The following is a 25,329-nucleotide window of genomic DNA, read 5'->3' on the forward strand; positions in this document are numbered from 1 at the left end:
GACCGTCCGGCGGAGTCGGCAAAAACGATGATTGCCAAGCGCAGTTCACTGTATATAATCCCAGTCACTGTATAAAAAGACAGAGCGATCAACATGCTAAAACTGACGCCACGCCAAGCTGAGATTCTCGCTTTTATCAAGCGCTGCCTCGACGACAACGGCTATCCGCCGACCCGGGCGGAAATCGCCCTGGAGCTGGGGTTCAAATCCCCCAACGCTGCCGAAGAACACCTGAAGGCCCTTGCCCGCAAGGGCGCGATCGAAATGACCCCTGGTGCATCGCGCGGCATTCGTATCCCTGGCTTTGAGGCCAAGGCTGACGAATCGACCCTGCCGATCATCGGCCGGGTCGCTGCCGGTGCGCCGATTCTTGCACAACAGCACGTCGAAGAGTCCTGCAATATCAACCCGACCTTCTTCCATCCTCGCGCCGACTACCTGCTGCGGGTCCATGGCATGAGCATGAAGGACGTGGGCATCTTCGACGGCGACCTGCTGGCCGTCCACACCACCCGCGAAGCGCGCAACGGCCAGATCGTCGTGGCCCGCATCGGCGATGAAGTGACGGTCAAGCGCTTCAAGCGCGAAGGCAGCAAAGTATGGCTGCTGGCAGAAAACCCCGAGTTTTCGCCGATTGAAGTCAACCTGAAGGATCAGGACCTGGTGATCGAAGGCTTGAGTGTCGGCGTTATTCGCCGCTAACGGAGGCATCATGCAGTTCCCACACGTGCAACAACACACACAACTGCCGCTGTTTGAGGCCTTTTTGGCCCAGCCACTTGCACCTATCCTCAACGAGACGGTGCAGTCCCCATGGACCGCCACCGCTGAACCTGAGGTATTCAGTGAATTGTCGTTGCGCGGCGCTGCCGGGAACTGCCTGAGCCTGCTGGCCCCCATTCTTCGCAACCTGAGCGAAGAACAGGACGCCCGCTGGCTGACCCTGATCGCCCCGCCCTCCAGCCTGACCCAGGCCTGGTTGCGGGATGCGGGCCTGAACCGCGAACGCATCCTGCTGCTGCAACCACGCGGCACCCAGAGCGCCCAGCAACTGACCTGTGAAGCGCTGCGCCTCGGACGCAGCCACACGGTGGTCAGTTGGCTGAATCCACTGGGCGCTTCGGCCAAGCAGCAGTTGATCAGCGCAGCGCGTACGGGCGATGCACAGAGCTTGAATATTCGTTTGGGATAAGCCCGAGCCTGACGCGCAACGCGTTATCGGGAGTGGTACAGGTCGTCCGATTGCAGCCTGACGTCAGGTCAGTGCCTGCGATGGACGCTAGGCTTCTACAGAATTGAGAAGCCGATTGAGCATTTGAATCTTAAAACGACAAGCGGATTCAGTGAAGAATCCGTGGACCGTCGTCTTTCTCCGGTTCGCCCTCAGCCAGGCGCCCCGCCATCTGCACACCAACGCTCAGCATGGCTTTTGCCACTTCCACGTGTTGGCCTTGCAGGAATGCCTTGGCATCCTCGGAAAAATCCAAAGTCACCAGAGAACCCTCGTCCTCAGCCCTGCGCAGCTCAATTCGGCCGTCGGGCAGTTCAACAATTTCCAGAAAGGACGTTGGCATAAAAATCTGTTCTCCACGAAAGGCCGGCATTATATCAGTCATAAGCAGAGCCTCGCTCAGGATCTGAACAGCTTTCTGTACAGCTGGATGAATGGTCTGTAGCGCCTCATTACCCTGCCAACGCTATCCGGCTCAGCACTCGTTCAACCCATCCCGAAAGCGTATCGCCAGTTTTTTCAGTTCCTGGCGCCAGCTCTCCAACTCGGCCCGGCTCAGTGGCTCGGGGCCTTCCTCTTCCAGGCTGACCGCAACGATCAGCGGTTGGGTCACATCGCCCTTGGGCTTGTGCGGCACACGCGGCGGCTGAAACATCGCCGAATGCGCAGCCAGCAAACGTGCCAGCCAACTGTCAGGGCTGCGAGCCATCTCCACCAGCTCAGCCAACTCAGGAATGGCCAGCGACTCCAGCACCTCACGGGTCAGGATATCCTCGGCCCGCGGCGCATGCGCCTGAGGCAAACGATAGAAGCCGGCAATTTCATGGCACAGACCCAACAAGGCGCCATACAGATGGAACAACGCCGACTCTCGCCCCGCCTGGACCAGCGCGATAGCGTTCATCTCCTTTCCTTCCTCGGCACGGCCAAGGGCGTCCAGGGACAAACCCGCGAAGTAAATTTTCTGGTTGGTACGGGTATAGAGTTCGTTGGCCATGACGGCAGTCTCCACAACGACATAAGTATGATACGGCCTGTAGGAGCGAGCTTGCTCGCGAAAAACCTGAGAGCACCGCAGTGCACCAGGTTTATCGCGTCATCGTTAACGACCTTCGCGAGCAAGCTCGCGCCTACAGATCAAGCGCCCTGGCGCTTGTCCTCGACCTTCCACTTGCCGCCGTCGTAGAACGCTTTCCAACCCGTAGGCTTGCCGTCTACTTCGGTCTGCACGTACTGCTCCTTGGTCTTGCGGCTGTAGCGGATCACGGCCGGACGACCGTCGGGATCCTTCTTCGGCGCTTCACACAGGAAGTGGTACTTCGGGTCGATCTCGTCCTTGTGCGGCACGATCTCCATCACCAGGGGTGCACGAGTCTCGCGGTTTTTCGGGAACTGGCTGGCCGCCAGGAACAAGCCCGAAGCGCCATCACGCAGGATATAGGTGTCGTTGACCTTCTCGCACTTGAGCTCAGGCATCTTCACCGGGTCCATCTTCGGCGGCGCCGCGTCACCGCTTTTCAGCAGTTTGCGGGTGTTCTTGCAGGTCGCATTGGTACAACCGAAGAACTTGCCGAAACGGCCGGTCTTGAGCTGCATCTCGCTGCCGCACTTGTCGCACTCCAGGCTCGGGCCTTCGTAGCCCTTGATGCGGTAGGTGCCCTCTTCGATCTCGTAGCCGTTGCAATCCGGGTTGTTACCGCAGATGTGCAACTTGCGCTTCTCATCCAGCAGATAAGCATCCATCGCGGTGCTGCAGATCGGGCAACGGTGCTTGCCACGCAGTACCAGCGACTCGGACTCACCCTCGTCATCGGCAGCGATTTCATCGCCTGGCACCAAGTTGACGGTGGCCTTGCAGCGCTCTTTAGGCGGCAGGCTATAACCCGAACAACCGAGGAACACACCGGTAGACGCAGTGCGGATCTGCATCGGCCGACCGCAAGTGGTGCACGGGATATCCGTCATCACCGGCTGGTTGGCGCGCATACCGTGTTCCGGGCTCTCGGCTACTTCGAGTTTCTTCTTGAAGTCGCCATAGAACTCGTCGAGTACATTCTTCCAGTCCCGCTCGCCCTGGGCCACGTCATCGAGGTTCTCTTCCATGCCGGCGGTAAAGCCGTAGTCCATCAGGTTGGAGAAACTCTCGGACAGACGCTCAGTGACGATATCGCCCATCTTTTCCGAATAGAAACGACGGTTATGCAGGGCCACGTAGCCACGGTCCTGGATGGTGGAAATGATCGCCGCGTAGGTCGAAGGACGACCAATGCCACGTTTTTCCATCTCTTTTACCAGGCTGGCTTCCGAATAACGCGCAGGCGGCTTGGTGAAATGCTGGGACGGATCAAGCTTGATCAGCTTCATCACATCGCCCTGGGCCATGTCTGGCAGCACGTCATCATCGCCGGGCTTGGCGATTTGCGGCATCACACGGGTGTAGCCGTCGAACTTGAGGATACGCCCCTTGGCACGCAGCTCGAAGTCCCCGGCACCCACGGTGACGGTGGTGGACAGGTATTGCGCCGGCAGCATCTGGCAGGCCAGGAACTGGCGCCAGATCAGCTCGTAGAGGCGCTCAGCGTCGCGCTCCATGCCCGTGAGCTTGCTTGGCTCGGTATTGGCGTCAGACGGACGAATCGCTTCGTGAGCCTCTTGTGCGCCTTCCTTGCTGCTGTAGACGTTTGGCTTCTCCGGCAGGTACTTCTTGCCGAATTCGCTTTCAATATAAGTGCGCGCCATCGCCACCGCGTCTTGCGACAGGTTGGTGGAGTCGGTACGCATATACGTGATGTAGCCCGCTTCGTACAAACGCTGGGCCATCATCATCGTCTTCTTCACCCCGAAGCCCAGGCGGTTGCTCGCGGCCTGTTGCAGGGTGGAGGTGATGAACGGCGCCGACGGCTTGCTGCTGGTCGGTTTGTCTTCGCGCTTGACGATGCTGTAGCTGGAAGCCTTGAGCTTCTCCAGCGCAGCCATGGCCTGGGCTTCGTTAAGCGGCTTGAAGGCCTCGCCTTTCTCACGGGCCACGTCAAAGCGCACGGTCGCGCCCTTGGCGGTGCCGAGGTCGGCGTGGACTTCCCAGTATTCTTCAGGGATGAACGCACGGATCTCGCGCTCGCGCTCCACTACCAGCTTCACCGCGACCGATTGCACACGGCCGGCGGACAGGCCACGGGCGATCTTCGCCCACAACAGCGGCGAGACCATGTAGCCCACGACGCGGTCGAGGAAGCGACGGGCCTGCTGGGCATTGACGCGGTCAATGTCCAGCTCGCCTGGCTTGGAGAAGGCTTCCTGGATCGCCTTCTTGGTGATTTCGTTGAACACCACGCGTTTGTAGCGGCTGTCGTCCCCACCGATGGCTTCGCGCAGGTGCCAGGCAATGGCTTCCCCTTCGCGGTCCAAGTCCGTTGCGAGATAGATGGTGTCGGCATCCTTGGCGAGCCGGCGCAGCTCCTCGATGACCTTTTCCTTGCCCGGAAGGATCTCGTACTTGGCCTTCCAGCCATGATCCGGGTCCACACCCATGCGCGAGACCAGCTGCTTGCGCGCCTTCTCTTTAGGCGAGAGCACCGGACCTTCGCCCGCAGCCGCCTTGCCGCGCTTGGCAGCAGGCTCCTTGCTGGCGCTAGCCGAACCGCTGGTGGGCAGGTCTCGGATATGGCCGATACTCGACTTCACCACGTACTCGTTACCCAAGTACTTGTTGATGGTCTTGGCCTTAGCCGGGGATTCCACAATGACCAGCGATTTGCCCATGGATCGGAAAATTCCTGAATTCGAGAAGAGAAAGGCGGTTGGCGCCTGACGCGGCAACGCTATATATAGTGGCAACACAGTGAGGTCAAGCGCAGCATTCTGCGCAACCGGCCGTTATTGCCCTGAAAAAAGGCTGGGTTCGACCTGCACCAAAGCAAAGCGCGGGACCTGCTCGCCGTCAACTTCGACGGTTTCCAGGAACATGCTCAAGGGGCGCACCCAAAAGCCGTAATCGCCATACAGTGCTTGGTAAAACACCACTTCTTCTTCGGTCTCGGAGTGCCGCGCCACATTAAAAACGCGGTACTGGGGACCTTTATAATGCTGGTAGAGCCCTGGTTCGACTTTCATGCTCTGGCCCTCTTACAAAATTTATTAAAAAAAAATTAAAAATTCCAAAAAACAAAAACCGGGGCACTGGGCCCCGGCTTCCGTCAACTCAACGCTTAGACGCGTTCGAAGACGGTGGAAATGCCTTGGCCGAGACCAATGCACATGGTTGCAACCCCAAGGTTGCCGCCATTTTGCTTCATCACGTTAAGCAAAGTGCCGGAAATACGTGCACCGGAGCAACCGAATGGGTGGCCCAGGGCAATCGCACCGCCGTGCAGGTTAACCTTCTCGTTCATCTTGTCGAGTACTTTCAGATCTTTCAGCACGGGCAGGGCCTGTGCGGCGAAAGCTTCGTTGAGCTCGAAGAAGTCGATGTCGGAGATGCTCAGACCTGCGCGCTTCAAGGCTTTTTGTGTGGCCGGTACTGGACCATAGCCCATGATCGCCGGGTCCACACCCGCCACGGCCATGGAACGGATCACTGCCAGAGGCTGGATCCCCAGGTCCTGGGCGCGCTGGGCCGACATCACGATCATGCACGAGGCACCATCGGTGATCTGCGACGAAGTACCGGCAGTCACGGTGCCGCCCTTTGGATTGAATGCCGGCTTCAAGGCCGCCAGGCTTTCCAGGGTGGTATCCGGACGAATGGTTTCGTCGTAGTCAAACAGCTTCAGGAAACCGTTCTCGTCGTAGCCGTTCATCGGGATGATCTCATCCTTGAACTTGCCTTCCAGGGTTGCCTTGTGGGCGAGCTGGTGCGAGCGCAGGCCAAAAGCGTCCTGGGCTTCACGGGTAATGCCGTGCATCTTGCCAAGCATTTCCGCAGTCAGGCCCATCATGCCCGAGGCTTTTGCCGCGTACAGCGACATATGCGGGTTTGGATCGACGCCGTGCATCATGCTGACGTGGCCCATGTGCTCCACGCCGCCGACCACGAACACATCACCGTTGCCGGTCATGATCGCCTGGGCGGCAGTGTGCAGTGCGCTCATGGACGAACCACACAGGCGGCTGACGGTCTGGCCGGCAGCAGTATGCGGGATCTGGGTCATCAGGGACGCCATGCGGGCGATGTTCCAGCCCTGCTCCAGGGTCTGGTTGACGCAACCCCAGATCACGTCCTCGACTTCGTTCGGGTCGACCTTGACGTTGCGCTCCAGCAGCTTGCTGATCAGGTGCGCCGACATGTCTTCGGCACGGGTGTTGCGGTGCATGCCGCCCTTGGAGCGGCCCATCGGAGTACGACCGAAGTCGACAATCACGACGTCTCTTGGATTCAAGCTCATAAATATTCTCGCTCTAGTCGTTTGGGCGCTTAACCGAAGAAGCTCTGGCCGTTCTTGGCCATCTCGCGCAGCTTCGCAGTCGGGTGGTACAGCGGGCCCAGATCAGCGTACTGATCAGCCAGGGCAACGAACTCGGCCACACCGATAGAGTCGATGTAACGCAGCGCACCGCCACGGAATGGAGGGAAACCAATACCGTACACCAGGCCCATATCGGCTTCGGCGGCGGTTTCAACGATGCCGTCTTCCAGGCAACGCACGGTTTCCAGGCACAGGGCGATCATCATCCAGTTGATGATGTCCTCGTCGGACACTTCACGCTGTTCGTAGACGATCGGAGCCAGCACTTCGTGAACCGATGGATCGGCAACTTTCTTCTGCTTGCCCTTCTTGTCGGTCTCGTAGGCGTAGAAACCCTTGCCATTCTTCTGGCCCAGGCGCTTGGCCTCGTAGAGCGCATCAACGGCCGAACGACGGTCGTCTTTCATGCGGTCCGGGAAGCCTTCAGCCATGACGTCGCGACCGTGGTGGCCGGTGTCGATGCCGACCACGTCCATCAGGTACGCCGGGCCCATTGGCCAGCCGAATTTTTCCATGACCTTGTCGATACGCACAAAGTCCACGCCAGCGCTGACCAGCTTGGCGAAACCGCCGAAGTACGGGAACAGCACGCGGTTGACCAAGAAGCCCGGGCAGTCGTTGACGACGATCGGGTTCTTGCCCATTTTCTTGGCGTAGGCAACGGTGGTGGCAACGGCCAGCTCGCTGGACTTCTCGCCACGGATCACTTCCACCAGCGGCATCATGTGCACCGGGTTGAAGAAGTGCATGCCGACGAAGTTTTCCGGACGCTTGAGGGCCTTGGCCAGCAAGGTGATGGAAATGGTCGAGGTGTTGGACGCCAGGATGGTGTCGTCCTTGACCTGGGCTTCAACTTCCGCCAGGACCGCTTGCTTGACCTTCGGGTTCTCGACAACCGCTTCGACCACCAGGTCGACGTGGCCGAAATCGCCGTAGGACAGCGTAGGACGAATGCCGTTGAGCACTTCAGCCATCTTCGCAGCCGTCATGCGACCTTTATCAACGCGGCCAACCAGCAGCTTGGCGGCTTCTGCCAGGCCTTGCTCGATACCGTGCTCGTTGATGTCTTTCATCAGGATCGGCGTGCCTTTGGACGCCGACTGATAGGCAATACCGCCACCCATGATACCGGCGCCGAGTACAGCGGCCTGTTTCACGTCCTTGGCGATTTCGTCGTAGGCCTTGGCCTTTTTCTTCAGTTCCTGATCGTTCAGGAACAGGCCGATCAGGCTCTGTGCAGCAGACGTCTTGGCCAGTTTGACGAAGCCGGCGGCTTCGATCTCCAGGGCCTTGTCGCGACCGAAGTTCGCGGCTTTCTGGATGGTCTTGATCGCTTCGACCGGGGCCGGGTAGTTAGGACCCGCTTGACCGGCGACGAAACCCTTGGCGGTTTCGAACGACATCATTTGTTCGATGGCGTTGAGCTTGAGTTTTTCCAGCTTCGGCTGACGCTTGGCCTTGTAGTCAAATTCGCCGCTGATGGCGCCCTTGATCAGGTTCAGTGCAGCTTCTGCGAGTTTGTCCGGAGCAACCACGGCATCGACTGCGCCCACTTTCAGCGCGTCTTCAGCACGGTTTTCCTTGCCGGCGGCAATCCACTCGATGGCATTGTCGGCACCGATGATACGCGGCAGGCGCACGGTACCGCCGAAGCCTGGGTAGATGCCCAGTTTGACTTCCGGCAGGCCGATTTTCGCGCTGGAGGCCATGACGCGGAAGTCCGCGGCCAGGCACATTTCCAGACCGCCGCCCAGGGCGATGCCATTGATCGCGGCAACGGTCGGCACGTTGAGGTCTTCGAAATCGCTGAAAATCTTGTTGGCTTCGAGGTTGCCAGCCACAAGCTCGGCATCGGGCAGCTTGAAGTTGTCGACGAATTCGGTGATGTCAGCGCCGACGATGAACACGTCCTTGCCGCTGGAGACGATCACACCTTTGATCGATGCATCAGCCTTGATGGTGTCTACGGCCTGACGCAGTTCGTTCAGGGTTAGACGGTTGAACTTGTTGACGGACTCACCCTTGAGGTCGAATTTCAATTCGACGATGCCACTTTCAAGAGCCTTAACCGTGATGGCTTTACCTTCGTAAATCATCAACTGATCTCCACGATATGGAAGCTGAACAGTACACACTGGACGCTGGCCTCTGGTCGGGCATTGATCATTACGTCAATGCTTACGCCAATGCGCCAGGCACACCCGCCAATGCGATAGTCGGGATTATGTCTGAGATATCTGACAGACAAACACTCAATTCATACGCCCGTTTGATTTGGGTACGCCACCTTCAGCCAATTTCCGACAATTGTCAATCGCTCGAAAGGGCCGCTAAAACGCGACTTTTCAGTCATTTCAGAACCGCCAAGGCGAATCAATGCGCAGGCATTCACATAATCAATAATACAAAAAGCTTAGAAAAGGCCTGTACAGCGGCGAATATCCGGCTAGGCTAGCCGCACGTTTGAACGCCTGTGCGAATGCGCGGCGTGATGAATTGAAGAATTACCGGCCTGCCTGGCCAACTCCAGCCCGATGATGATGTCGGGCTTTTTATTGCCTGTGATTTCGTCACTGTAGGAGCGAGCTTGCTCGCGAAGATCGTCAACGATAACGCGCTAAACCTGGTTTAACGCGGCGTGCTCAGGTTTTTCGCGAGCAAGCTCGCTCCTACAGTGGAACAGTGGAACGCTGTCAGGCCAGGGCCTTGAGCAAGGCATTGATGTCCTGCAAGACGCTCAATTCGCCCTTCTCCCCCCAATACAAGGCGATCATTTGCCCGTCGGCTTCGATTTTGTAGACGTTATCCGGCAGCTTTGCAAAATGCGGCAACAACTTCTCGTCGACGCAGATTTCCCGCCACTGATTGACCCACACCCCCGGCTCCAACTGCCAGTAACACCAGAGGGCCGGCTTACTGCTGCGCCGTGGCCGGCAGTACTGCGCACACGGGCTGGGCGGCTCCTGCTTGAGCCAGTGCGGCCATTCCTGGGGCGACAATTGCATCGCCAGGCCAATGCGGCGGGCCTCCATGCGCAGGGCCATGCGCCCGCTCTGGTGGCGCGAAGGTCGCAGCCATGCCAGGGGGCTCAACACCACCACAAGGATTGACACCACTATCCAGACCGTCATATGTGTACTCCCGAATTTCTAGATGAGCGGATTTGACCTGACGCAACCCCATCCGCTTGAAAGCAGCCATACTGAACTTATTGCAGTCCCCTGGAGGAACGCCTCATGACTTACGAACATATTCTGGTCGCCGTGGACCTGACCGAAGAGTGCGATCCGGTGATCAAGCGCGCCGTGGCCATCGCCGGCGATAGCGTCAAGCTGTCCCTGGTGCATATCGTCGAACCCATGGCCATGGCCTTTGGCGGCGATGTGCCGATGGACCTGTCGCAACTGCAACAGCAGCAGTTCGATCAGGCCAAGGAGCGCCTGGACCGGCTGATTGCCAAGTATCCCGCGTTGAAAAAAGACCAAAGCCACCTGACCTATGGCCAACCACGCCAGGAAATCCATCACCTGGCCAAAGAACAGAACTGCGACCTTATCGTCGTTGGCAGCCATGGGCGTCATGGCCTGGCGCTGCTGCTGGGCTCCACGGCCAATGATGTACTGCACGGCGCGCCGTGCGACGTACTGGCAGTGAAGCTGGTAAAGAGCTCGTAAGAACACTGCAAATCAAATGTAGGAGCTGGCTTGCATTTCATATAAAAAAACCGGTGCTCCTAAGAGCGCCGGTTTTTTATTGCCGCTGAATCAATCAGGCATCCAGCTCGGCCCAACGCTCAACCAGCACTTCCAACTCCTGGTTCAGCTTCTCCAGGGACTCGATGACCTTGGCCGTTTCCGTCGCAGGACGCAGGTAGAAACCCGCGTCAGCCATTTCGGCTTCCACAGCAGCGATCTGCTGCTCCTTGGCGTCGATATCACCCGGCAAGGCTTCCAGCTCACGCTGCAGCTTGTAGCTGAGCTTTTTCTTGGCCGCCGGCGCAGCGTCCTGAACAGGCTCAGCAGCGGCAGGTGCAACCACCGCAGAATTCAAGTCGGCCTTGCCGGACTTGCTCTCGGTCACGCCCAGCAGGCGCGGCGAGCCGCCCTGGCGCAGCCAGTCCTGATAACCACCGACGTATTCGCGCACCTTGCCTTCACCTTCGAAGACCAGGGTGCTGGTGACCACGTTGTCGAGAAATGCCCGGTCGTGACTGACCATCAGCACGGTGCCGTTGAAGGTCAGCAGGACCTCTTCCAGCAGTTCGAGGGTTTCCACATCGAGGTCGTTGGTCGGCTCATCGAGCACCAGCAGGTTGGCAGGTTTGCTGAACAGCTTGGCCAGCAGCAGGCGCGCACGCTCACCGCCAGACAAGGCCTTGACCGGTGTGCGGGCACGTTGCGGGCTGAACAGGAAGTCGCCCAGGTAGCTCAGCACGTGGCGGCTCTGGCCGTCGATATCGATAAAGTCGCGGCCTTCGGCGACGTTGTCGATCACGGTCTTTTCCAGGTCCAACTGGTGGCGCAACTGGTCGAAGTAGGCCACATCGATGCGCGTCCCCTCTTCCACGGTGCCGCTGGTCGGTTGCAGACCGCTGAGCATCAGCTTGAGCAAAGTGGTCTTGCCGGTACCGTTGGCGCCCAGCAGACCGATACGGTCGCCGCGCTGCAGGACCATGGAGAAGTCCTTGATCAGGAACGGGCCATCCGGGTGATGGAAGCTGACGTTCTCCAGGACCATGACCTGCTTGCCCGACTTGTCGGCGGTATCGAGCTGGATATTGGCCTTGCCGGTGCGTTCGCGACGTTCGCTACGCTCGACACGCAAGGCTTTCAAGGCACGTACGCGGCCTTCGTTACGGGTGCGACGCGCCTTGATGCCCTGGCGGATCCAGACTTCTTCCTGGGCCAGTTTCTTGTCGAACAGCGCGTTGGCGGTTTCTTCAGCGGACAGCGCGGCTTCCTTGTGCACCAGGAAGCTGGCGTAGTCGCCGTTCCAGTCGATCAGGCCGCCGCGATCCAGTTCGAGGATGCGCGTAGCAAGGTTCTGCAGGAAAGAACGGTCGTGCGTGATAAACAGCACGGCGCCCTGGAAGTCCTTGAGGGCTTCCTCCAGCCAGGCAATCGCGCCGATATCCAGGTGGTTGGTCGGTTCATCGAGCAGCAGCAGGTCCGGTTCGGACACCAGGGCCTGGGCCAGCAGCACACGGCGACGCCAGCCGCCGGACAGTTCGGCAAGGGTCTTGTCGGCCGGCAGTTGCAGGCGGCTCAAGGTGCTGTCGACCAGTTGCTGCAAGCGCCAGCCATCACGGGCTTCAAGGTCTTGCTGGACGTGCATCAGTTTGTCCAGGTCTTCCTCGGTGACGCAGTTCTGCGCCAGATGATGGTATTGGGCAAGCAATTCGCCTACGCCGTCGAGGCCTTCGGCAACCACGTCGAACACGGTCCGTTCGTCGGCCACCGGCAATTCTTGCGGCAACTCGCCGATCTTCAGGCCCGGGGCACGCCACACGGAGCCGTCATCGGGCTTCTGGTCGCCCTTGACCAGCTTCATCATGCTGGACTTGCCGGTGCCGTTGCGGCCGATGATGCACACCCGCTCACCACGGGCGATCTGCCAGGACACCTTGTCCAACAACGGCATAGCGCCGAAAGCAAGGGACACATCGCTGAATTTGAGCAGGGTCATACGCTTCTCCAAAAACTGGGCGCGCATTCTACCTGAGTTGGGGGGTGAAGCGGCCGGCATTTTCATGCCCGACACGTTCTGTAGGACATTTCTTGAGAACTTCAGCGAAGCGACCTGCAAAGCTTTCACCGGCTGCGGGCAAAAGGCTAAGCTAGGGGCAATCAGTGTCGGCGGCGCCGGCACTAGTCCTGATTTCTTTGCACGGACGTCTCATGCGCAGTCGCCTTTTCAGCTTTTTATCTTGCCTGCTTCTTTCCTCCACCGCCGTCCAGACTGCCCAGGCAGTGGACCTGACCACCCAACGCCAATATTACGATCAAGCCAAGCGGGCCCTGGCCAAGGGCGACACCGGCCCGTACATGCAATACAGCCAGGCCCTGGCCGATTACCCGTTGACGCCTTACCTGGCCTACGACGAACTGACCGCGCGCCTCAAATCCGCGAGCAACCAGGAAATCGAACAGTTCCTGGCCAAGCATGGCGACCTGCCCCAGGCCAACTGGATGAAGCTGCGCTGGTTGCGCTGGCTCGCCGAGCGTGGCGACTGGAAGACCTTTGAAAAGTACTACGACGCCAAGCTCAACTTCACCGAGCTGGACTGCCTGCACGGCCAATACCAGTTGGGCAACAACCTCAAGGCCGAAGGCTACAAGACCGCCGAAGCCCTGTGGATGACCGGCAAATCCCAACCGGCTGCCTGTGATGCCACCTTTGGCCAATGGGCCGCCGCCGGCCAATTGACCGAGCAGAAAATCTGGGACCGCGCCAAACTCGCCGCCGAAGCCCGCAACTATCCGCTGGCCAACAGCCTGGTGAAAACCTTGCCCACCCTGGGCGCCCAGGGCCGCCTGATGGTGGACGTGGCGCAAAAGCCCGCCATGCTCAGTGACCCCTCGCGCTTCCTGCCTGCCACTGAAGCCATGTCCGACGCCGTCGGCCTGGGCCTGCGCCGCCTGGCGCGCCAGGACCCGGAACAAGCCATGGCCCTGCTGGATGGTTATGCCAGCAGCATGCACTTCTCCCGTGACGAAAAAGTGTCCATCGCCCGGGAAATCGGCCTGACCCTGGCGCGACGCTATGACCCCCGCGCCCTGGACGTGATGAGCAAGTACGACCCGGAGCTGCGTGACAACACCGTCTCCGAATGGCGCCTGCGCCTGCTGCTGCGCCTGGCCCGCTGGGAAGATGCCTACCAGTTGACCCGCAAGCTGCCTCAGGACCTGGCCACTACCAACCGCTGGCGCTACTGGCAGGCCCGCGCCCTGGAACTGGCCGAGCCGAAGAACCCGCAAGCGCTGGTGCTGTACAAAGGCCTGGCAAAGGAGCGGGATTTTTATGGCTTCCTCGCGGCGGATCGCTCCCAGGCCCCCTATCAGTTGAACAACCAGCCTCTGGTCATGAGCCAGGCCCTGATCAACAAGGTGCGCAACACCCCGGGTGTGCGCCGCGCCCTGGAGTTTTATGCCCGTGGCCAGATCGTCGACGGCCGCCGCGAGTGGTATCACGTCAGCCGCCACTTCAACCGTGACGAAATGGTCGCCCAGGCCAAGCTCGCCTACGACATGAAATGGTACTTCCCGGCGATCCGCACCATCAGCCAGGCCAAGTACTGGGACGACCTGGATATCCGCTTCCCCATGGCCCACCGCGACACCCTGGTACGTGAAGCCAAGGTCCGTGGCCTGCATTCGAGCTGGGTGTTTGCCATCACTCGCCAGGAAAGCGCCTTCATGGATGACGCCCGTTCCGGCGTTGGCGCCAGCGGCCTGATGCAACTGATGCCCGCCACCGCCAAGGAAACCGCGCGAAAATTCAGCATCCCACTGGCGTCACCGCAGCAGGTGCTGGACCCGGACAAGAACATCCAACTCGGCGCCGCCTACCTGAGCCAGGTGCACAGCCAGTTCAACGGCAACCGCGTGCTCGCGTCTGCCGCCTACAACGCCGGCCCAGGGCGCGTACGCCAATGGCTGCGCGGCGCCGATCACCTGAGTTTCGACGTGTGGGTGGAAAGCATCCCGTTCGACGAAACCCGCCAGTATGTGCAGAACGTGCTGTCTTATTCGGTGATCTACGGGCAGAAGCTCAACTCGCCACAACCGCTGGTGGATTGGCACGAGCGCTATTTTGATGATCAGTAACAACAGCCGAAAGCGGCAAGCTTGAAGCAGCAAGTGCCCGCGTTGTGAAACGCGGGCATTTTTTATAGGGCGTCGTGATTGTCGTTGAATTGCAGGGCTGCCAGGCGCGCATACAGCGGATTAGTGGCGATCAGTTGCTGATGCGTGCCCACCGCCACTAATTTCCCCTGATCCATCACCGCAATCCGGTCGGCGTTTTTCACTGTGGCCAGACGGTGGGCGATCACCAGAGTGGTACGCCCCTCCATCAGTTGCGGCAGTGCCTGCTGGATCAGATGCTCGCTCTGGGCGTCGAGGGCGCTGGTGGCTTCGTCCAGCAGCAGGATCGGCGCATCGACCAGCAAGGCCCGGGCGATGGCCAGGCGCTGGCGCTGCCCACCGGAAAGGCCCATGCCGCCATCCCCCAGATGTGTCTGGTAGCCCTGGGGCATTTGCAGGATGAAATCATGGGCGTGGGCGATGCGCGCCGCTTCTTCGACCTGGGCAGGTGTGGCCTTGGGGTTGCCGTAGCGGATGTTTTCTTCAACGCTGCCAAAAAACAGCGCCGGGCTCTGGGATACCAGGGCAAAACAGCGGCGCAGGTCCAACGGGTCCAATGCGCTCAGAGGCCGGCCTTCCAGCAGCACTTGCCCCTGTTGCGGGTCGTAGAAACGCAGCAATAGATCAAAAATCGTTGATTTACCGGCACCGGACGGCCCAACCAAAGCCAGGGTTTCACCGGCATTGATGCTCAGGCTCAGCCCATCGATGGCATAGCGATCGGGACGCGACGGGTAGGAAAAATGCAGGTTTTGTAGCTCCAGGTGACCACTGACCCGTTCTGGCAGCTTGACCGCACCATCGGGCGGGGCCTGGATTTCATTGCGCGACTGCAATAACTCGGCGATCCGCTCCGCCGCCCCGGCCGCGCGCTGCAACTCGCCGATCACTTCGCTCAAGGTGCCAAAGGCGCTGCCCACGATCAGGCTATAGAACACGAACGCCGCCAGCTCGCCACCGGAGATGCGTCCGGCGATCACATCCATGCCGCCCACCCACAGCATCACGCCTACCGCACCCAGCACCAACATGATCACCAGGGTGATCAACCAGGCGCGCTGGACGATGCGTTTGCGCGCCGTGGCGAACGCCTCCTCAACGGTCACGGCGAAGCGCTGCTCATCCTGCACCTGATGGTTGTAGGCCTGCACCGTCTTGATCTGGCCCAGGGTTTCAGACACGTAGCTGCCGACGTCGGCAATCCGGTCCTGGCTCAGGCGTGACAGGCTGCGCACGCGGCGGCCGAAAATCAGGATCGGCGCCAGCACCAGCGGCAACGCCACCACCACGATGCTGGTGAGTTTTGGATTGGTGACAAACAGCAACACAATCCCACCGATAACCATCAATGCGTTGCGCAGGAACAGCGACAGGGATGAACCGATCACCGATTGCAGCAAGGTGGTGTCGGCGGTCAAGCGTGACTGGATTTCCGAGCTGCGATTGTTTTCATAAAACCCTGGATGCAGGTAGATCAGATGGTTGAACACCAGCCTGCGAATGTCCGCCACCACACGCTCACCGATCCACGACACCAGGTAAAAACGAGTAAAGGTGCCCACCGCCAGGCCCAGCACCAGGATCATGAACAGGCCGATGGACTGGTTGAGCAGGTGCGGCGATTGGGTCATGAAACCCTGATCCACCAGCAGGCGAATGCCCTGGCCCATGGACAAGGTAATCCCTGCAGTGACAATCAGTGCGAGCAAGGCACCGGTGGCCTGCCAGCGATACGGGGCGATAAAGCGCATGGCCAGGCGGATGGCGCGGCGTTGACGGGCTGAAAGCATGGAGAGCATCACCTGAGGAAGACACCCTCAAGCCTACACCGCAATCGGATTGAACTTGGGTAAATCACAATGAGTCAGGTTAATTATGCCCGGCAAGACTAGGTCCTAGAGGCTATCGGTCTAAAGTCCGGCTGGAAATCCGCGGCGATTTCTGCTGGACTGGGCATTCGATCCACCGACGGGCTCTGGAGTTGTAACAGCTCGGTCACGCGGGGGAATTAGAGTAGGTACACAACCTGATGAGGAGACAGGCCATGTCCTTGCAAACCAGCAGCACTGACAAAGTTGAAGTAATCCGCCAGCCACAGCAGTTGCCCTGCTCGTACATCGATGCCCAGGGTCGCGAAGTGCAGATTACCGAAGAGATGATCCAGGGCGCGTGCGCCGAACTGGAGCAGAAACTGGTCAAGCCTGCCCAGCAAGGCTGATACGCCCCAGCTCTTTCAGACCCGGCCCAAGTGGCCGGGTTTTTTATGCCTTTCCTGTAGGAGCGAGCTTGTCTCCGGGCGGCGTTCCGACGAAAAACCTGAGAGCACCGCAGTGCATCAGGTTTATCGCGTTATCGTTAACGACCTTCGCGAGCAAGCTCGCTCCTACAGGATGTTCTGTGCTTCCAGTGCGGCGACGATGCCCGACAACACTGGCGACCCACCGTTGATCCGCACTTTCAAACCATCGATCTCGCGGCGCTCCGGGTAGTGTTTGCGCAGCAGGTCGAATGCCTTGCGCTGTTCTTCCACTGTTCCTACCAGGCTACGGCGAAAGTCCGCATCGTCGCGGCGCGGGTCGTAGACGCTGCGACACAACGTCGCCAGGGCCCAGGCCGGATCAGTGCTGGCATTGAGGGTAACCTCGGCCAGCCAGGGTTCAGGCAGCAGGTCACTCAACGAAATAGTCGCCGGCTGACCAAGGTGCGCGCACAGCGCCTGGTAGATCTGCGCGGTGCCGCGCTGCTTGCCGTCCAGGCTGTAGCCGGCGATATGTGGGGTTGCCAGCACGCACAGCTCGGCCAATTCGACATCCACTTGCGGCTCGCCTTCCCACACGTCCAGCACCGCCTGCAGGTCTTCGCGCTCCAGCAACACCTCGCGCAGCGCCGCGTTATCCACCACAGGGCCACGGCTGGCGTTGATCAGCCAGGTGCCCGGCTTGAGCTGCTCAAGACGCTGGCGATCCAGTAAATGCCAGGTCGAGCCACTGCCGGACTTTTTCAGCGGGGTGTGCAGGCTGATCACATCACACTGTTCGATGATCTGCTCCAGGCTGACGTAATCACCGTCTTCGGCGACCTGGCGTGGCGGATCACAGACCAGCACGTTCCAGCCCAGGCCCTTGAGTACCTTGACCAGCCGCCCACCCACCTCACCGGCACCGACGATGCCATAGGTGCGCCGGGTCAGGTCCGCCCCTTCGATTTCGGCCAGGGTCAGCAGGCTGCCCAGCACATAGTCCACCACCCCCCGGGCGTTACAGCCCGGCGCGCTGGACCATTGGATACCGGCCTTGTGAAAGTAGTCGAGGTCCAAATGATCGGTACCGATGGTGCAGGTGCCGACAAAACGCACCGGTGTGCCTTCCAGCAGCGCACGGTTGACGTTGGTCACCGAACGCACCAGCAACACATCGGCCTGTTCAATGGCGGCGCGGTCGATGGCACGCCCTGGCACCCGGCGGATCTCGCCAAACCCTTCGAAGAACGCATCGAGCAGCGGGATATTTTCGTCGGCAACAATCAGCATGGCAGGCTCCTTTGGCGGATCCGCAGTGTACAGGCACCGGCCCGTGGAACGTTTACAAATCCGCTACACAGGTATTTTCCTGACTCATCCGTCAAGGCGTAGAATGCGCCGTCCTGCGCTCCCCCTTATCGGACATCTGCACGTGAACACTGCCACCCTACCCCTCTCCCGCCCTGCCCGCGTTCGCCGGGAAGTCCGTAGCCTGCTGGCGCTGGCCCTGCCGATCATGATCGGGCAACTGGCAACCACCGCCATGGGCTTTGTCGATGCGGTGATGGCCGGGCGCGTCAGTTCGCGGGACCTGGCGGCGGTAGCCCTGGGCAACTCCATCTGGATCCCGGTGTATCTGTTGATGACTGGCACCTTGCTGGCCACCACCCCCAAAGTCGCCCAGCGCTTTGGCGCCGGCAGCCACACCGAGATCGGCCCGCTGGTGCGCCAGGCGCTGTGGCTGGCGCTGGTGGTGGGGTGTACCGCGTCAGTGCTGCTGATCAGCGCCGAACCGATCCTGCATGCGATGAATGTCGACCCCGAACTGATCGCACCCTGCATGGGCTACCTGCATGGCATTGCCGCGGGCATGCCGGCAGTGGCGCTGTATTACGTGCTGCGCTGTTTCAGTGACGGCCTGGGCCGCACACGTCCAAGCATGATCCTCGGACTGGCCGGGCTTGCGTTGAATATCCCGCTGAACTACGTGTTCATCTATGGCCATTTCGGTGTGCCGGCCATGGGCGGCGTGGGCTGCGGCTGGGCCACCGGGATTGTGATGTGGGCAATGATGCTGGGCTTCGCCGGCTGGACCCGCTGGGCACCTGTCTATCAGGCCAGCGAGCTGTTCAAGCGCTTCGACTGGCCACAGTGGGCGGTGATCAAGCGCATCCTGGGCATTGGCCTGCCGATCGGCATTGCGATTTTTGCCGAGTCGAGCATCTTTGCGGTAATCGCCCTACTGATCGGCAGCCTGGGCGCGACCGTGGTGGCCGGGCACCAGATCGCCCTGAACTTCAGCTCGCTGGTGTTCATGATCCCCTACTCCCTGAGCATGGCGGTGACCGTGCGCGTCGGCCAGGCCCTGGGCCGTGGCGAGCCCCGCGAAGCGCGCTTTGCCGCAGGCGTGGGGATGGGCACCGCACTGGCCTATGCCTGCGTATCGTGCAGCCTGATGCTGTTGTTCCGCGAGCAGATCGCCACGATCTACACCGCCGACCCGCTGGTGGTCCAGGTGGCGGCGATGCTGATTGTGTTTGCGGCGCTGTTCCAGTTTTCCGATGCGATCCAGGTCACGGCGGCAGGCGCCTTGCGCGGCTATCAGGACACCCGGGTGACGATGATCCTGACCCTGTTCGCCTATTGGGGCGTGGGCCTGCCGGTCGGTTACTTGCTGGGGCTGACCGACTGGCTGGGCCAGGCCAACGGCCCGAGCGGCTTGTGGCAGGGGCTGATCGTTGGCCTCAGTTGCGCGGCGGCCATGCTGGTGGTGCGCCTGGCACGTAGTGCGCGCAAGCGCATTCGCCAGGTTTAAGCGCGACTGCCCGCTGTAGGAGCGAGCTTGTCTCCGGGCGGCGTTCCGACGAGAAATCTGAGAGCGACGCGGGGTGTCAGTTTTCTCGCGTTATCTTTAACGTTTTTCGTCGGAACGCCGCCCGGAGACAAGCTCGCTCCTACAGTAGACACCAGCCTCAAGTGGACTTCTTGCGGATCCAGTACAGGTAAGTGCCAGCCTCTTCGCGCTGCTCCACCAGTTCATGGTCGAGGAACACACAGAACTTGGGGATATCGCGGCGGGTCGAGGGATCAGTCGCGATGACCTTGAGCAGGCCGCCGGGCGCCAGGTCGCGGATGTGCTGGTGCAGCATCATCACCGGTTCCGGGCAGTTGAGGCCGGTGGCGTCGAGGGTGCCGTCGACGGCAGGGTCAAAAATGTCACTCATCGTTCACTCCTAAACAGCCGGTTCCTACAAGGTTGCGCTTACCGGGCCTTGGGTTTCTTTACGTCCAGACGACGCAAGTGGCAGGTCACTTCCTCGCGGTCGTGGTACAGCTGCTTGCAACCGATCTCCACCCGAATGCCCCGCGCCTTGAAGCCTTCTTCGATACGCTCCAGCAGGCGCTTCACTTCGGCGTAACGCTGCTTCATCGGCAACTTGAGGTTGACCACCGCTTCGCGGCAATGCCCTTCGCCGATCCAGGTTTCCAGCAGGGCCGCGTTGCGCGCCGGTTTCTCGACGATATCGCAGACCATCCAGTCCACCGGCTGCTTGGGGGTGAAGGTAAAACCATCGGCCATCAAGTGTTGCACCAGACCGGTATCCATCAGGCTTTCGGCCATCGGCCCGTTATCGATGGCGGTGACCAGCATGCCACGGTTGACCAGTTGCCAGGTCCAGCCGCCTGGCGCTGCGCCGAGGTCTACGCCGGTCATGTCACCGTGCAGGCGCTCGTCCCACTGGTCCCGGGGGATAAAGTGGTGCCAGGCCTCTTCCAGCTTCAAGGTCGAGCGGCTGGGTGCGTCGCGAGGGAATTTCAGACGGGGGATGCCCATCGGCCACATGGCCGAGTTGTTTGACTCGGCCAGCCCCATGAACACTTCGCGGCCGCTCTTGAAAGTCAGCAGCAGGCGCGGCTTGCTTGCATCTTCCACCAGTTTGCCGGCGCCCAGCAGGGCCTTGCGCAGGTGCACTTCGAATTTCTTGCAGAAGTTCGACAGTTCCTTGCCGTCATTGGTATCGACCATCTCCAGCCACAGGCTGCCGCACACCGGGAAGTCCCGCAGGTGCGCGAGAATGACGCTGATGCGGTCGGTTTCCGGCAAATCGATGAAAACCCCACGCGCCCACTGCCTCGGGAAGATCAGCTCGGCAAAGCGTTGGCCGCGCATCAGGCGCTGGGCGCCGTCTTCCTCGGTGCAGACAAATTCGGCGCAGGCGCTGCCGGTCTTGGCCTTGGCATAGCCCGAAACGTTCAGGCGCGCGGCGTGTTCCGCGATCTCGGAACAGACTTCGCCTTCAAAACCCGGGCGGCAGTGCATAAAAAGGGTGTTCATCAACTCTCCTGGCAACTGGCTTGCTCTATCGCAATGCCTGTCATGAAAACGCGCGCATGATAACTGACTTCGGAACCTTGGACTTGTCCATAGAGTCCAGTTATTAGCCAGCTACTGAAAACAAGGCTAGGTTAGAAGCTCTGTTCGTCCCGTCAGGTCCGTAGCCGTGCGGACCATAAGGAGTCATGTAATGTCATCCGTTGATAGCCTGAGAACCCTTAAGACCCTGCAAATCGACAGCCAGACCTACCACTACTTCAGCCTGCCCGAAGCCGCCAAGAGCCTGGGTGACCTGGATAAACTGCCGATGTCCCTCAAGGTGCTGCTGGAAAACCTGCTGCGCTGGGAGGATGAAAAAACCGTGACCGGCGCCGATCTCAAGGCGCTTGCCGCCTGGCTCAAGGAGCGCCGCTCCGACCGCGAGATCCAGTACCGCCCGGCCCGGGTGCTGATGCAGGACTTTACCGGCGTGCCCGCCGTGGTCGACCTGGCCGCCATGCGCGCCGCCGTGGCCAAGGCCGGTGGCGACCCGCAGCGCATCAACCCGCTGTCGCCGGTGGACCTGGTGATTGACCACTCGGTGATGGTCGACAAGTTCGGCAATGCCGACGCCTTCGAGCAAAACGTCGATATCGAAATGCAGCGCAACGGTGAACGCTATGCGTTCCTGCGCTGGGGCCAGAGCGCCTTTGATAATTTCAGCGTGGTCCCGCCGGGTACGGGCATCTGTCACCAGGTCAACCTGGAATACCTGGGCCGCACGGTGTGGACCAAGGACGAAGACGGCCGTACCTATGCCTTCCCCGACACCCTGGTGGGCACCGACTCCCACACCACCATGATCAACGGCCTCGGCGTTTTGGGCTGGGGCGTGGGCGGTATCGAGGCGGAGGCGGCGATGCTCGGCCAGCCGGTGTCGATGCTGATCCCGGAAGTGATCGGCTTCAAGCTCACCGGCAAATTGAAAGAAGGCATCACCGCCACCGACCTGGTGCTGACCGTCACGCAGATGCTGCGTAAAAAAGGCGTGGTGGGCAAATTCGTCGAGTTCTATGGCGACGGCCTCGCCGACCTACCCCTGGCCGACCGCGCCACGATTGCCAACATGGCACCGGAATATGGCGCCACTTGTGGCTTTTTCCCGGTGGATGAAGTGACCCTGGACTACTTGCGCCTGTCCGGCCGGCCTGACGCCACGGTCAAGCTGGTCGAGGCCTATACCAAGGCCCAGGGCCTGTGGCGCAAGGCCGGTGAAGAACCAGTGTTCACCGACAGCCTGGCCCTGGACATGGGCAGCGTCGAAGCCAGCCTGGCCGGGCCGAAACGCCCGCAGGACCGGGTCTCGCTGCCCAACGTGAGCCAGGCATTCACTGACTTTCTCGACTTGCAGTTCAAGCCGGCCAATAAAGAAGTCGGTCGCCTGGAAAGCGAAGGTGGCGGCGGTGTCGCGGTGGGCAATGCCGACCTGGTAGGCGAAGCCGACTACGACTTCGAAGGCCAGACCTATCGCCTGAAAAACGGCGCGGTGGTGATCGCCGCGATTACCTCCTGCACCAACACCTCCAACCCGAGTGTGATGATGGCCGCCGGCCTGGTCGCGAAAAAAGCCGTGGAAAAGGGCCTGACCCGCAAGCCTTGGGTAAAAAGCTCCCTGGCACCGGGCTCCAAGGTGGTCACCGACTACTACAACGCCGCCGGCCTGACGCCGTACCTCGATCAACTGGGCTTCGATCTGGTCGGCTACGGCTGCACCACCTGCATCGGCAACTCCGGGCCACTGCCGGAACCGATCGAAAAAGCCATCCAGAAAGCCGACCTGACCGTGGCGTCAGTGCTGTCCGGCAACCGTAACTTCGAAGGCCGCGTGCATCCGCTGGTGAAAACCAACTGGCTGGCCTCGCCGCCGCTGGTGGTGGCCTATGCGCTGGCCGGAACCGTGCGGATCGACATCAGCAGCGAGCCCCTGGGCACCGGCAAGGATGGCCAGCCTGTGTACCTGCGCGATATCTGGCCCAGCAGCCAGGAGATCGCCGACGCGGTGGCGCAAGTCAGCACAAGCATGTTCCACAAGGAATACGCCGAAGTGTTTGCCGGTGACGAGCAGTGGCAAGCCATTGAAGTGCCACAGGCTGCGACTTATGTGTGGCAAAAGGACTCCACCTATATCCAGCACCCGCCCTTCTTCGATGACATCGCCGGCCCCTTGCCGGTGATCAAGGATGTGCAAGGCGCCAATATCCTGGCCCTGCTCGGCGACTCGGTGACCACTGACCACATCTCCCCGGCCGGCAATATCAAGGCCGACAGCCCGGCCGGCCACTACCTGCGCGAACAGGGCGTGGAACCCCGGGACTTCAACTCCTACGGTTCACGGCGCGGCAACCATGAAGTGATGATGCGCGGCACCTTTGCCAACATCCGTATCCGCAACGAAATGCTCGGCGGCGAAGAAGGTGGCAACACCCTCTACATCCCGACAGGCGAGAAAATGCCGATCTACGACGCCGCCATGCAATACCAGGCGTCCGGCACGCCGCTGGTGGTGATCGCCGGCCAGGAATACGGCACCGGCTCCAGCCGTGACTGGGCTGCCAAGGGCACCAACCTGCTAGGGGTCAAGGCGGTGATTGCCGAGAGCTTCGAGCGGATCCACCGCTCCAACCTGGTGGGCATGGGCGTGCTGCCGCTGCAGTTCAAGCTGGACCAGAACCGCAAGGCGCTGAAGCTGACCGGCAAGGAGAAGATCGACATCCTGGGCCTGACCGATACCGAGGTAGAGCCACGCATGAACCTGACGCTGGTGATCACTCGCGAAGATGGCCGCAGCGAGAAGGTCGAAGTGCTGTGCCGGATCGACACCCTCAATGAAGTGGAATACTTCAAGGCGGGTGGGATTCTGCATTACGTGCTGCGCCAGTTGATTGCTTCGTAACGCGTCAAGCCAGACAAAACACCGCCTTCGGGCGGTGTTTTCATTTTAGCGTTCAGTCACCGCAGCTATAATGCGCACCTATTTCCCTGTAGGAGCGAGCTTGCTCGCGAAGGTCGCCAACGAAAACGCGGGCAGCCTGGACGCGCGAGGTGCCTTGAGGTTTTTCGCGAGCAAGCTCGCTCCTACATCGACCTGTGTAAGGATTCTCAATGCCCGCTTTACCCTGGCTGTACCTGGTACTTCTTTCCATTGGCTATGGACTGGCCCTGACCTACGGGCAACTGGGTTTACTGGCCCTGGTATCTATCGGCCTGTTACTGGTGGCCGGGTATGCCGTGCGCCAACAACGCAACCCATGGGCGCGCTACCTCGGCCATGGCCTGTTCATCGTACTGGCCCTGGGCCTGGCGATGCATTGGCTGCCCGGTTTCTACAACGGTCGTGGGATCGACCCGCAGCGCTTCACCGCCGATGCGGTGCCCTTCTCGATGTACTTGAACCAGGACAAACCGCTGATTGGCTTGTGGCTGCTGCTCGCCTGTCCATGGATCGTCGCCCGCCGCCCGTTGCGCCTGTCGATCTATGCCACGGCCCTGGCCTTGACCCTGACAACTATTGCCGCCCTCGGCGGTGCGGTGCTTCTGGGCATCATCAGTTGGGCGCCAAAGTGGCCGGACCAGGCATGGCTATGGGTGCTGAACAACCTGTTGCTGGTGACCCTGGTCGAGGAGGCGCTGTTTCGCGGCTACATCCAGGGCGGCTTGAGCCGACGCTTCCAGCAACTGCCCTATGGCGAAAACCTCGCCTTGTTGCTGGCTTCGTTGCTGTTTGGCCTGGTACACGTGGGCGCAGGCTGGCAGTGGGTGCTGCTGGCCAGTATCGCCGGCGCGGGTTATGGCCTGGCGTACCGCTTCGGTGGCCTGGGCGCGGCGATTGCTACGCACTTTGGCTTGAATCTGCTGCATTTCGGACTGTTTACCTACCCGATGCTCGCGGGCTGAACCAGCCCCCACGCAGTGAACACACAGCCGCCTTCGGGCGGCTGTGTGTTTTCGAGCCCCCACTCGACTAACCGTTCGGTCAGTAGGCACCCCCAGCACCTTTGGGCACAATGCCCACAACCCCTTCATACCACACCAATAAACACAACCCAGTCACTAGGCCTTCACTTGCCTTGATCTGCGTTGAAGGAACCCGCGCACCCGCCTTCCAGGGACGACCCGTCTGCGTCTTTCCATCAGGCCTTGAACAAGAGTCCACGCCC

The 25,329-nt window shown here is 60.5% G+C and carries 20 protein-coding genes and 2 pseudogenes; 9 read left to right on the forward strand and 13 right to left on the reverse strand.

Annotation, left to right across the window (positions count from 1 at the left end; genetic code table 11):
• Positions 1 to 93: 93 nt before the first annotated feature.
• Positions 94 to 702 carry a transcriptional repressor LexA gene (gene lexA / locus H097_RS25370; RefSeq protein WP_029300096.1) on the forward strand — a complete coding sequence of 203 codons (609 nt, stop codon included), beginning with the start codon at positions 94 to 96 and terminating at the stop codon, positions 700 to 702.
• 10 nt (positions 703 to 712) lie between these two features.
• Complete coding sequence (gene sulA / locus H097_RS25375; protein ID WP_032863311.1) at positions 713 to 1,192, forward strand: SOS-induced cell division inhibitor SulA; 480 nt, start codon at positions 713 to 715, stop codon at positions 1,190 to 1,192.
• A 148-nt stretch (positions 1,193 to 1,340) separates the two neighbouring features.
• Here the strand turns inward: sulA and H097_RS25380 are convergent, their stop codons facing one another.
• From H097_RS25380 to H097_RS25410, 8 genes and pseudogenes are all read right to left on the reverse strand, one after another.
• The gene (locus H097_RS25380; protein ID WP_029300092.1) at positions 1,341 to 1,574 is read right to left on the reverse strand and encodes a hypothetical protein; all 234 of its coding nucleotides are present in this window, start codon (positions 1,572 to 1,574) and stop codon (positions 1,341 to 1,343) included.
• A gap of 132 nt (positions 1,575 to 1,706) precedes the next feature.
• Positions 1,707 to 2,228 carry a DUF6586 family protein gene (locus H097_RS25385; RefSeq protein WP_032863313.1) on the reverse strand — a complete coding sequence of 174 codons (522 nt, stop codon included), beginning with the start codon at positions 2,226 to 2,228 and terminating at the stop codon, positions 1,707 to 1,709.
• 20 nt (positions 2,229 to 2,248) lie between these two features.
• Positions 2,249 to 2,353, reverse strand: a pseudogene (locus H097_RS28960) (outer membrane lipoprotein carrier protein LolA); the annotation flags it as partial.
• 15 nt (positions 2,354 to 2,368) lie between these two features.
• A complete protein-coding gene (gene topA / locus H097_RS25390) occupies positions 2,369 to 4,990 on the reverse strand; it encodes a type I DNA topoisomerase (RefSeq protein ID WP_032863314.1) in 2,622 nt (873 codons plus the stop codon).
• 114 nt (positions 4,991 to 5,104) lie between these two features.
• Positions 5,105 to 5,341: a DUF1653 domain-containing protein gene (locus tag H097_RS25395; protein ID WP_017137419.1), complete on the reverse strand. Its 237-nt coding sequence runs from the start codon at positions 5,339 to 5,341 to the stop codon at positions 5,105 to 5,107.
• A gap of 95 nt (positions 5,342 to 5,436) precedes the next feature.
• Complete coding sequence (fadA, locus tag H097_RS25400; RefSeq protein ID WP_029300086.1) at positions 5,437 to 6,612, reverse strand: acetyl-CoA C-acyltransferase FadA; 1,176 nt, start codon at positions 6,610 to 6,612, stop codon at positions 5,437 to 5,439.
• A 29-nt stretch (positions 6,613 to 6,641) separates the two neighbouring features.
• On the reverse strand, positions 6,642 to 8,789 hold the full coding sequence (fadB, locus tag H097_RS25405; protein WP_032863316.1) for a fatty acid oxidation complex subunit alpha FadB: 2,148 nt from the start codon (positions 8,787 to 8,789) through the stop codon (positions 6,642 to 6,644).
• A gap of 597 nt (positions 8,790 to 9,386) precedes the next feature.
• Positions 9,387 to 9,824 (reverse strand): hypothetical protein, encoded by a 438-nt coding sequence (locus tag H097_RS25410; protein ID WP_032863317.1) that lies wholly within the window; start codon positions 9,822 to 9,824, stop codon positions 9,387 to 9,389.
• A gap of 105 nt (positions 9,825 to 9,929) precedes the next feature.
• Between H097_RS25410 and H097_RS25415 the strand changes: the two genes are divergently transcribed.
• Positions 9,930 to 10,367 (forward strand): universal stress protein, encoded by a 438-nt coding sequence (locus tag H097_RS25415; RefSeq protein ID WP_032863318.1) that lies wholly within the window; start codon positions 9,930 to 9,932, stop codon positions 10,365 to 10,367.
• A 94-nt stretch (positions 10,368 to 10,461) separates the two neighbouring features.
• Here H097_RS25415 and H097_RS25420 read toward each other — a convergent pair whose 3' ends face one another.
• On the reverse strand, positions 10,462 to 12,378 hold the full coding sequence (locus H097_RS25420) for an ATP-binding cassette domain-containing protein (protein ID WP_032863445.1): 1,917 nt from the start codon (positions 12,376 to 12,378) through the stop codon (positions 10,462 to 10,464).
• A gap of 212 nt (positions 12,379 to 12,590) precedes the next feature.
• Here H097_RS25420 and H097_RS25425 point away from each other — a divergent pair, with 212 nt between their 5' ends.
• Positions 12,591 to 14,519, forward strand: a complete 1,929-nt coding sequence (locus tag H097_RS25425) for a transglycosylase SLT domain-containing protein (RefSeq protein WP_032863320.1) — start codon at positions 12,591 to 12,593, stop codon at positions 14,517 to 14,519.
• A 62-nt stretch (positions 14,520 to 14,581) separates the two neighbouring features.
• Here H097_RS25425 and H097_RS25430 read toward each other — a convergent pair whose 3' ends face one another.
• Complete coding sequence (locus H097_RS25430; RefSeq protein WP_162237660.1) at positions 14,582 to 16,357, reverse strand: ABC transporter transmembrane domain-containing protein; 1,776 nt, start codon at positions 16,355 to 16,357, stop codon at positions 14,582 to 14,584.
• 245 nt (positions 16,358 to 16,602) lie between these two features.
• Here H097_RS25430 and H097_RS28460 point away from each other — a divergent pair, with 245 nt between their 5' ends.
• A complete protein-coding gene (locus tag H097_RS28460; protein WP_032863322.1) occupies positions 16,603 to 16,776 on the forward strand; it encodes a PA1571 family protein in 174 nt (57 codons plus the stop codon).
• A 165-nt stretch (positions 16,777 to 16,941) separates the two neighbouring features.
• Here H097_RS28460 and pdxB read toward each other — a convergent pair whose 3' ends face one another.
• Positions 16,942 to 18,087, reverse strand: a complete 1,146-nt coding sequence (gene pdxB / locus H097_RS25440; protein WP_032863323.1) for a 4-phosphoerythronate dehydrogenase PdxB — start codon at positions 18,085 to 18,087, stop codon at positions 16,942 to 16,944.
• Between the two features lie 142 nt (positions 18,088 to 18,229).
• Between pdxB and H097_RS25445 the strand changes: the two genes are divergently transcribed.
• Positions 18,230 to 19,612, forward strand: a complete 1,383-nt coding sequence (locus tag H097_RS25445; protein WP_032863324.1) for an MATE family efflux transporter — start codon at positions 18,230 to 18,232, stop codon at positions 19,610 to 19,612.
• Positions 19,613 to 19,769: 157 nt separating this feature from the next.
• Here the strand turns inward: H097_RS25445 and tusA are convergent, their stop codons facing one another.
• Together tusA and rlmM are read right to left on the reverse strand one after the other, a co-directional pair.
• Entirely contained in the window at positions 19,770 to 20,021 is a 252-nt protein-coding gene (gene tusA / locus H097_RS25450; protein ID WP_032863325.1) for a sulfurtransferase TusA, read from the reverse strand.
• A 38-nt stretch (positions 20,022 to 20,059) separates the two neighbouring features.
• Complete coding sequence (rlmM, locus tag H097_RS25455; RefSeq protein WP_032863326.1) at positions 20,060 to 21,133, reverse strand: 23S rRNA (cytidine(2498)-2'-O)-methyltransferase RlmM; 1,074 nt, start codon at positions 21,131 to 21,133, stop codon at positions 20,060 to 20,062.
• 190 nt (positions 21,134 to 21,323) lie between these two features.
• On the opposite strand from rlmM, the gene acnA reads away from it, so the two are divergent.
• The 3 genes and pseudogenes from acnA to H097_RS25465 all read left to right on the forward strand — a co-directional run bounded on the left by acnA (position 21,324) and on the right by H097_RS25465 (position 25,066).
• Positions 21,324 to 24,065 carry an aconitate hydratase AcnA gene (gene acnA, locus H097_RS25460; RefSeq protein WP_032863327.1) on the forward strand — a complete coding sequence of 914 codons (2,742 nt, stop codon included), beginning with the start codon at positions 21,324 to 21,326 and terminating at the stop codon, positions 24,063 to 24,065.
• A gap of 70 nt (positions 24,066 to 24,135) precedes the next feature.
• Positions 24,136 to 24,264 (forward strand): annotated as a pseudogene (locus H097_RS28965) (outer membrane lipoprotein carrier protein LolA); the annotation flags it as partial.
• Between the two features lie 10 nt (positions 24,265 to 24,274).
• Positions 24,275 to 25,066, forward strand: a complete 792-nt coding sequence (locus tag H097_RS25465) for a CPBP family intramembrane glutamic endopeptidase (protein WP_032863328.1) — start codon at positions 24,275 to 24,277, stop codon at positions 25,064 to 25,066.
• The last annotated feature ends 263 nt before the right edge of the window (positions 25,067 to 25,329 follow it).

It is taken from the genome of Pseudomonas sp. FH4, assembly GCF_000510915.2.
Taxonomy (GTDB): domain Bacteria; phylum Pseudomonadota; class Gammaproteobacteria; order Pseudomonadales; family Pseudomonadaceae; genus Aquipseudomonas; species Aquipseudomonas brenneri.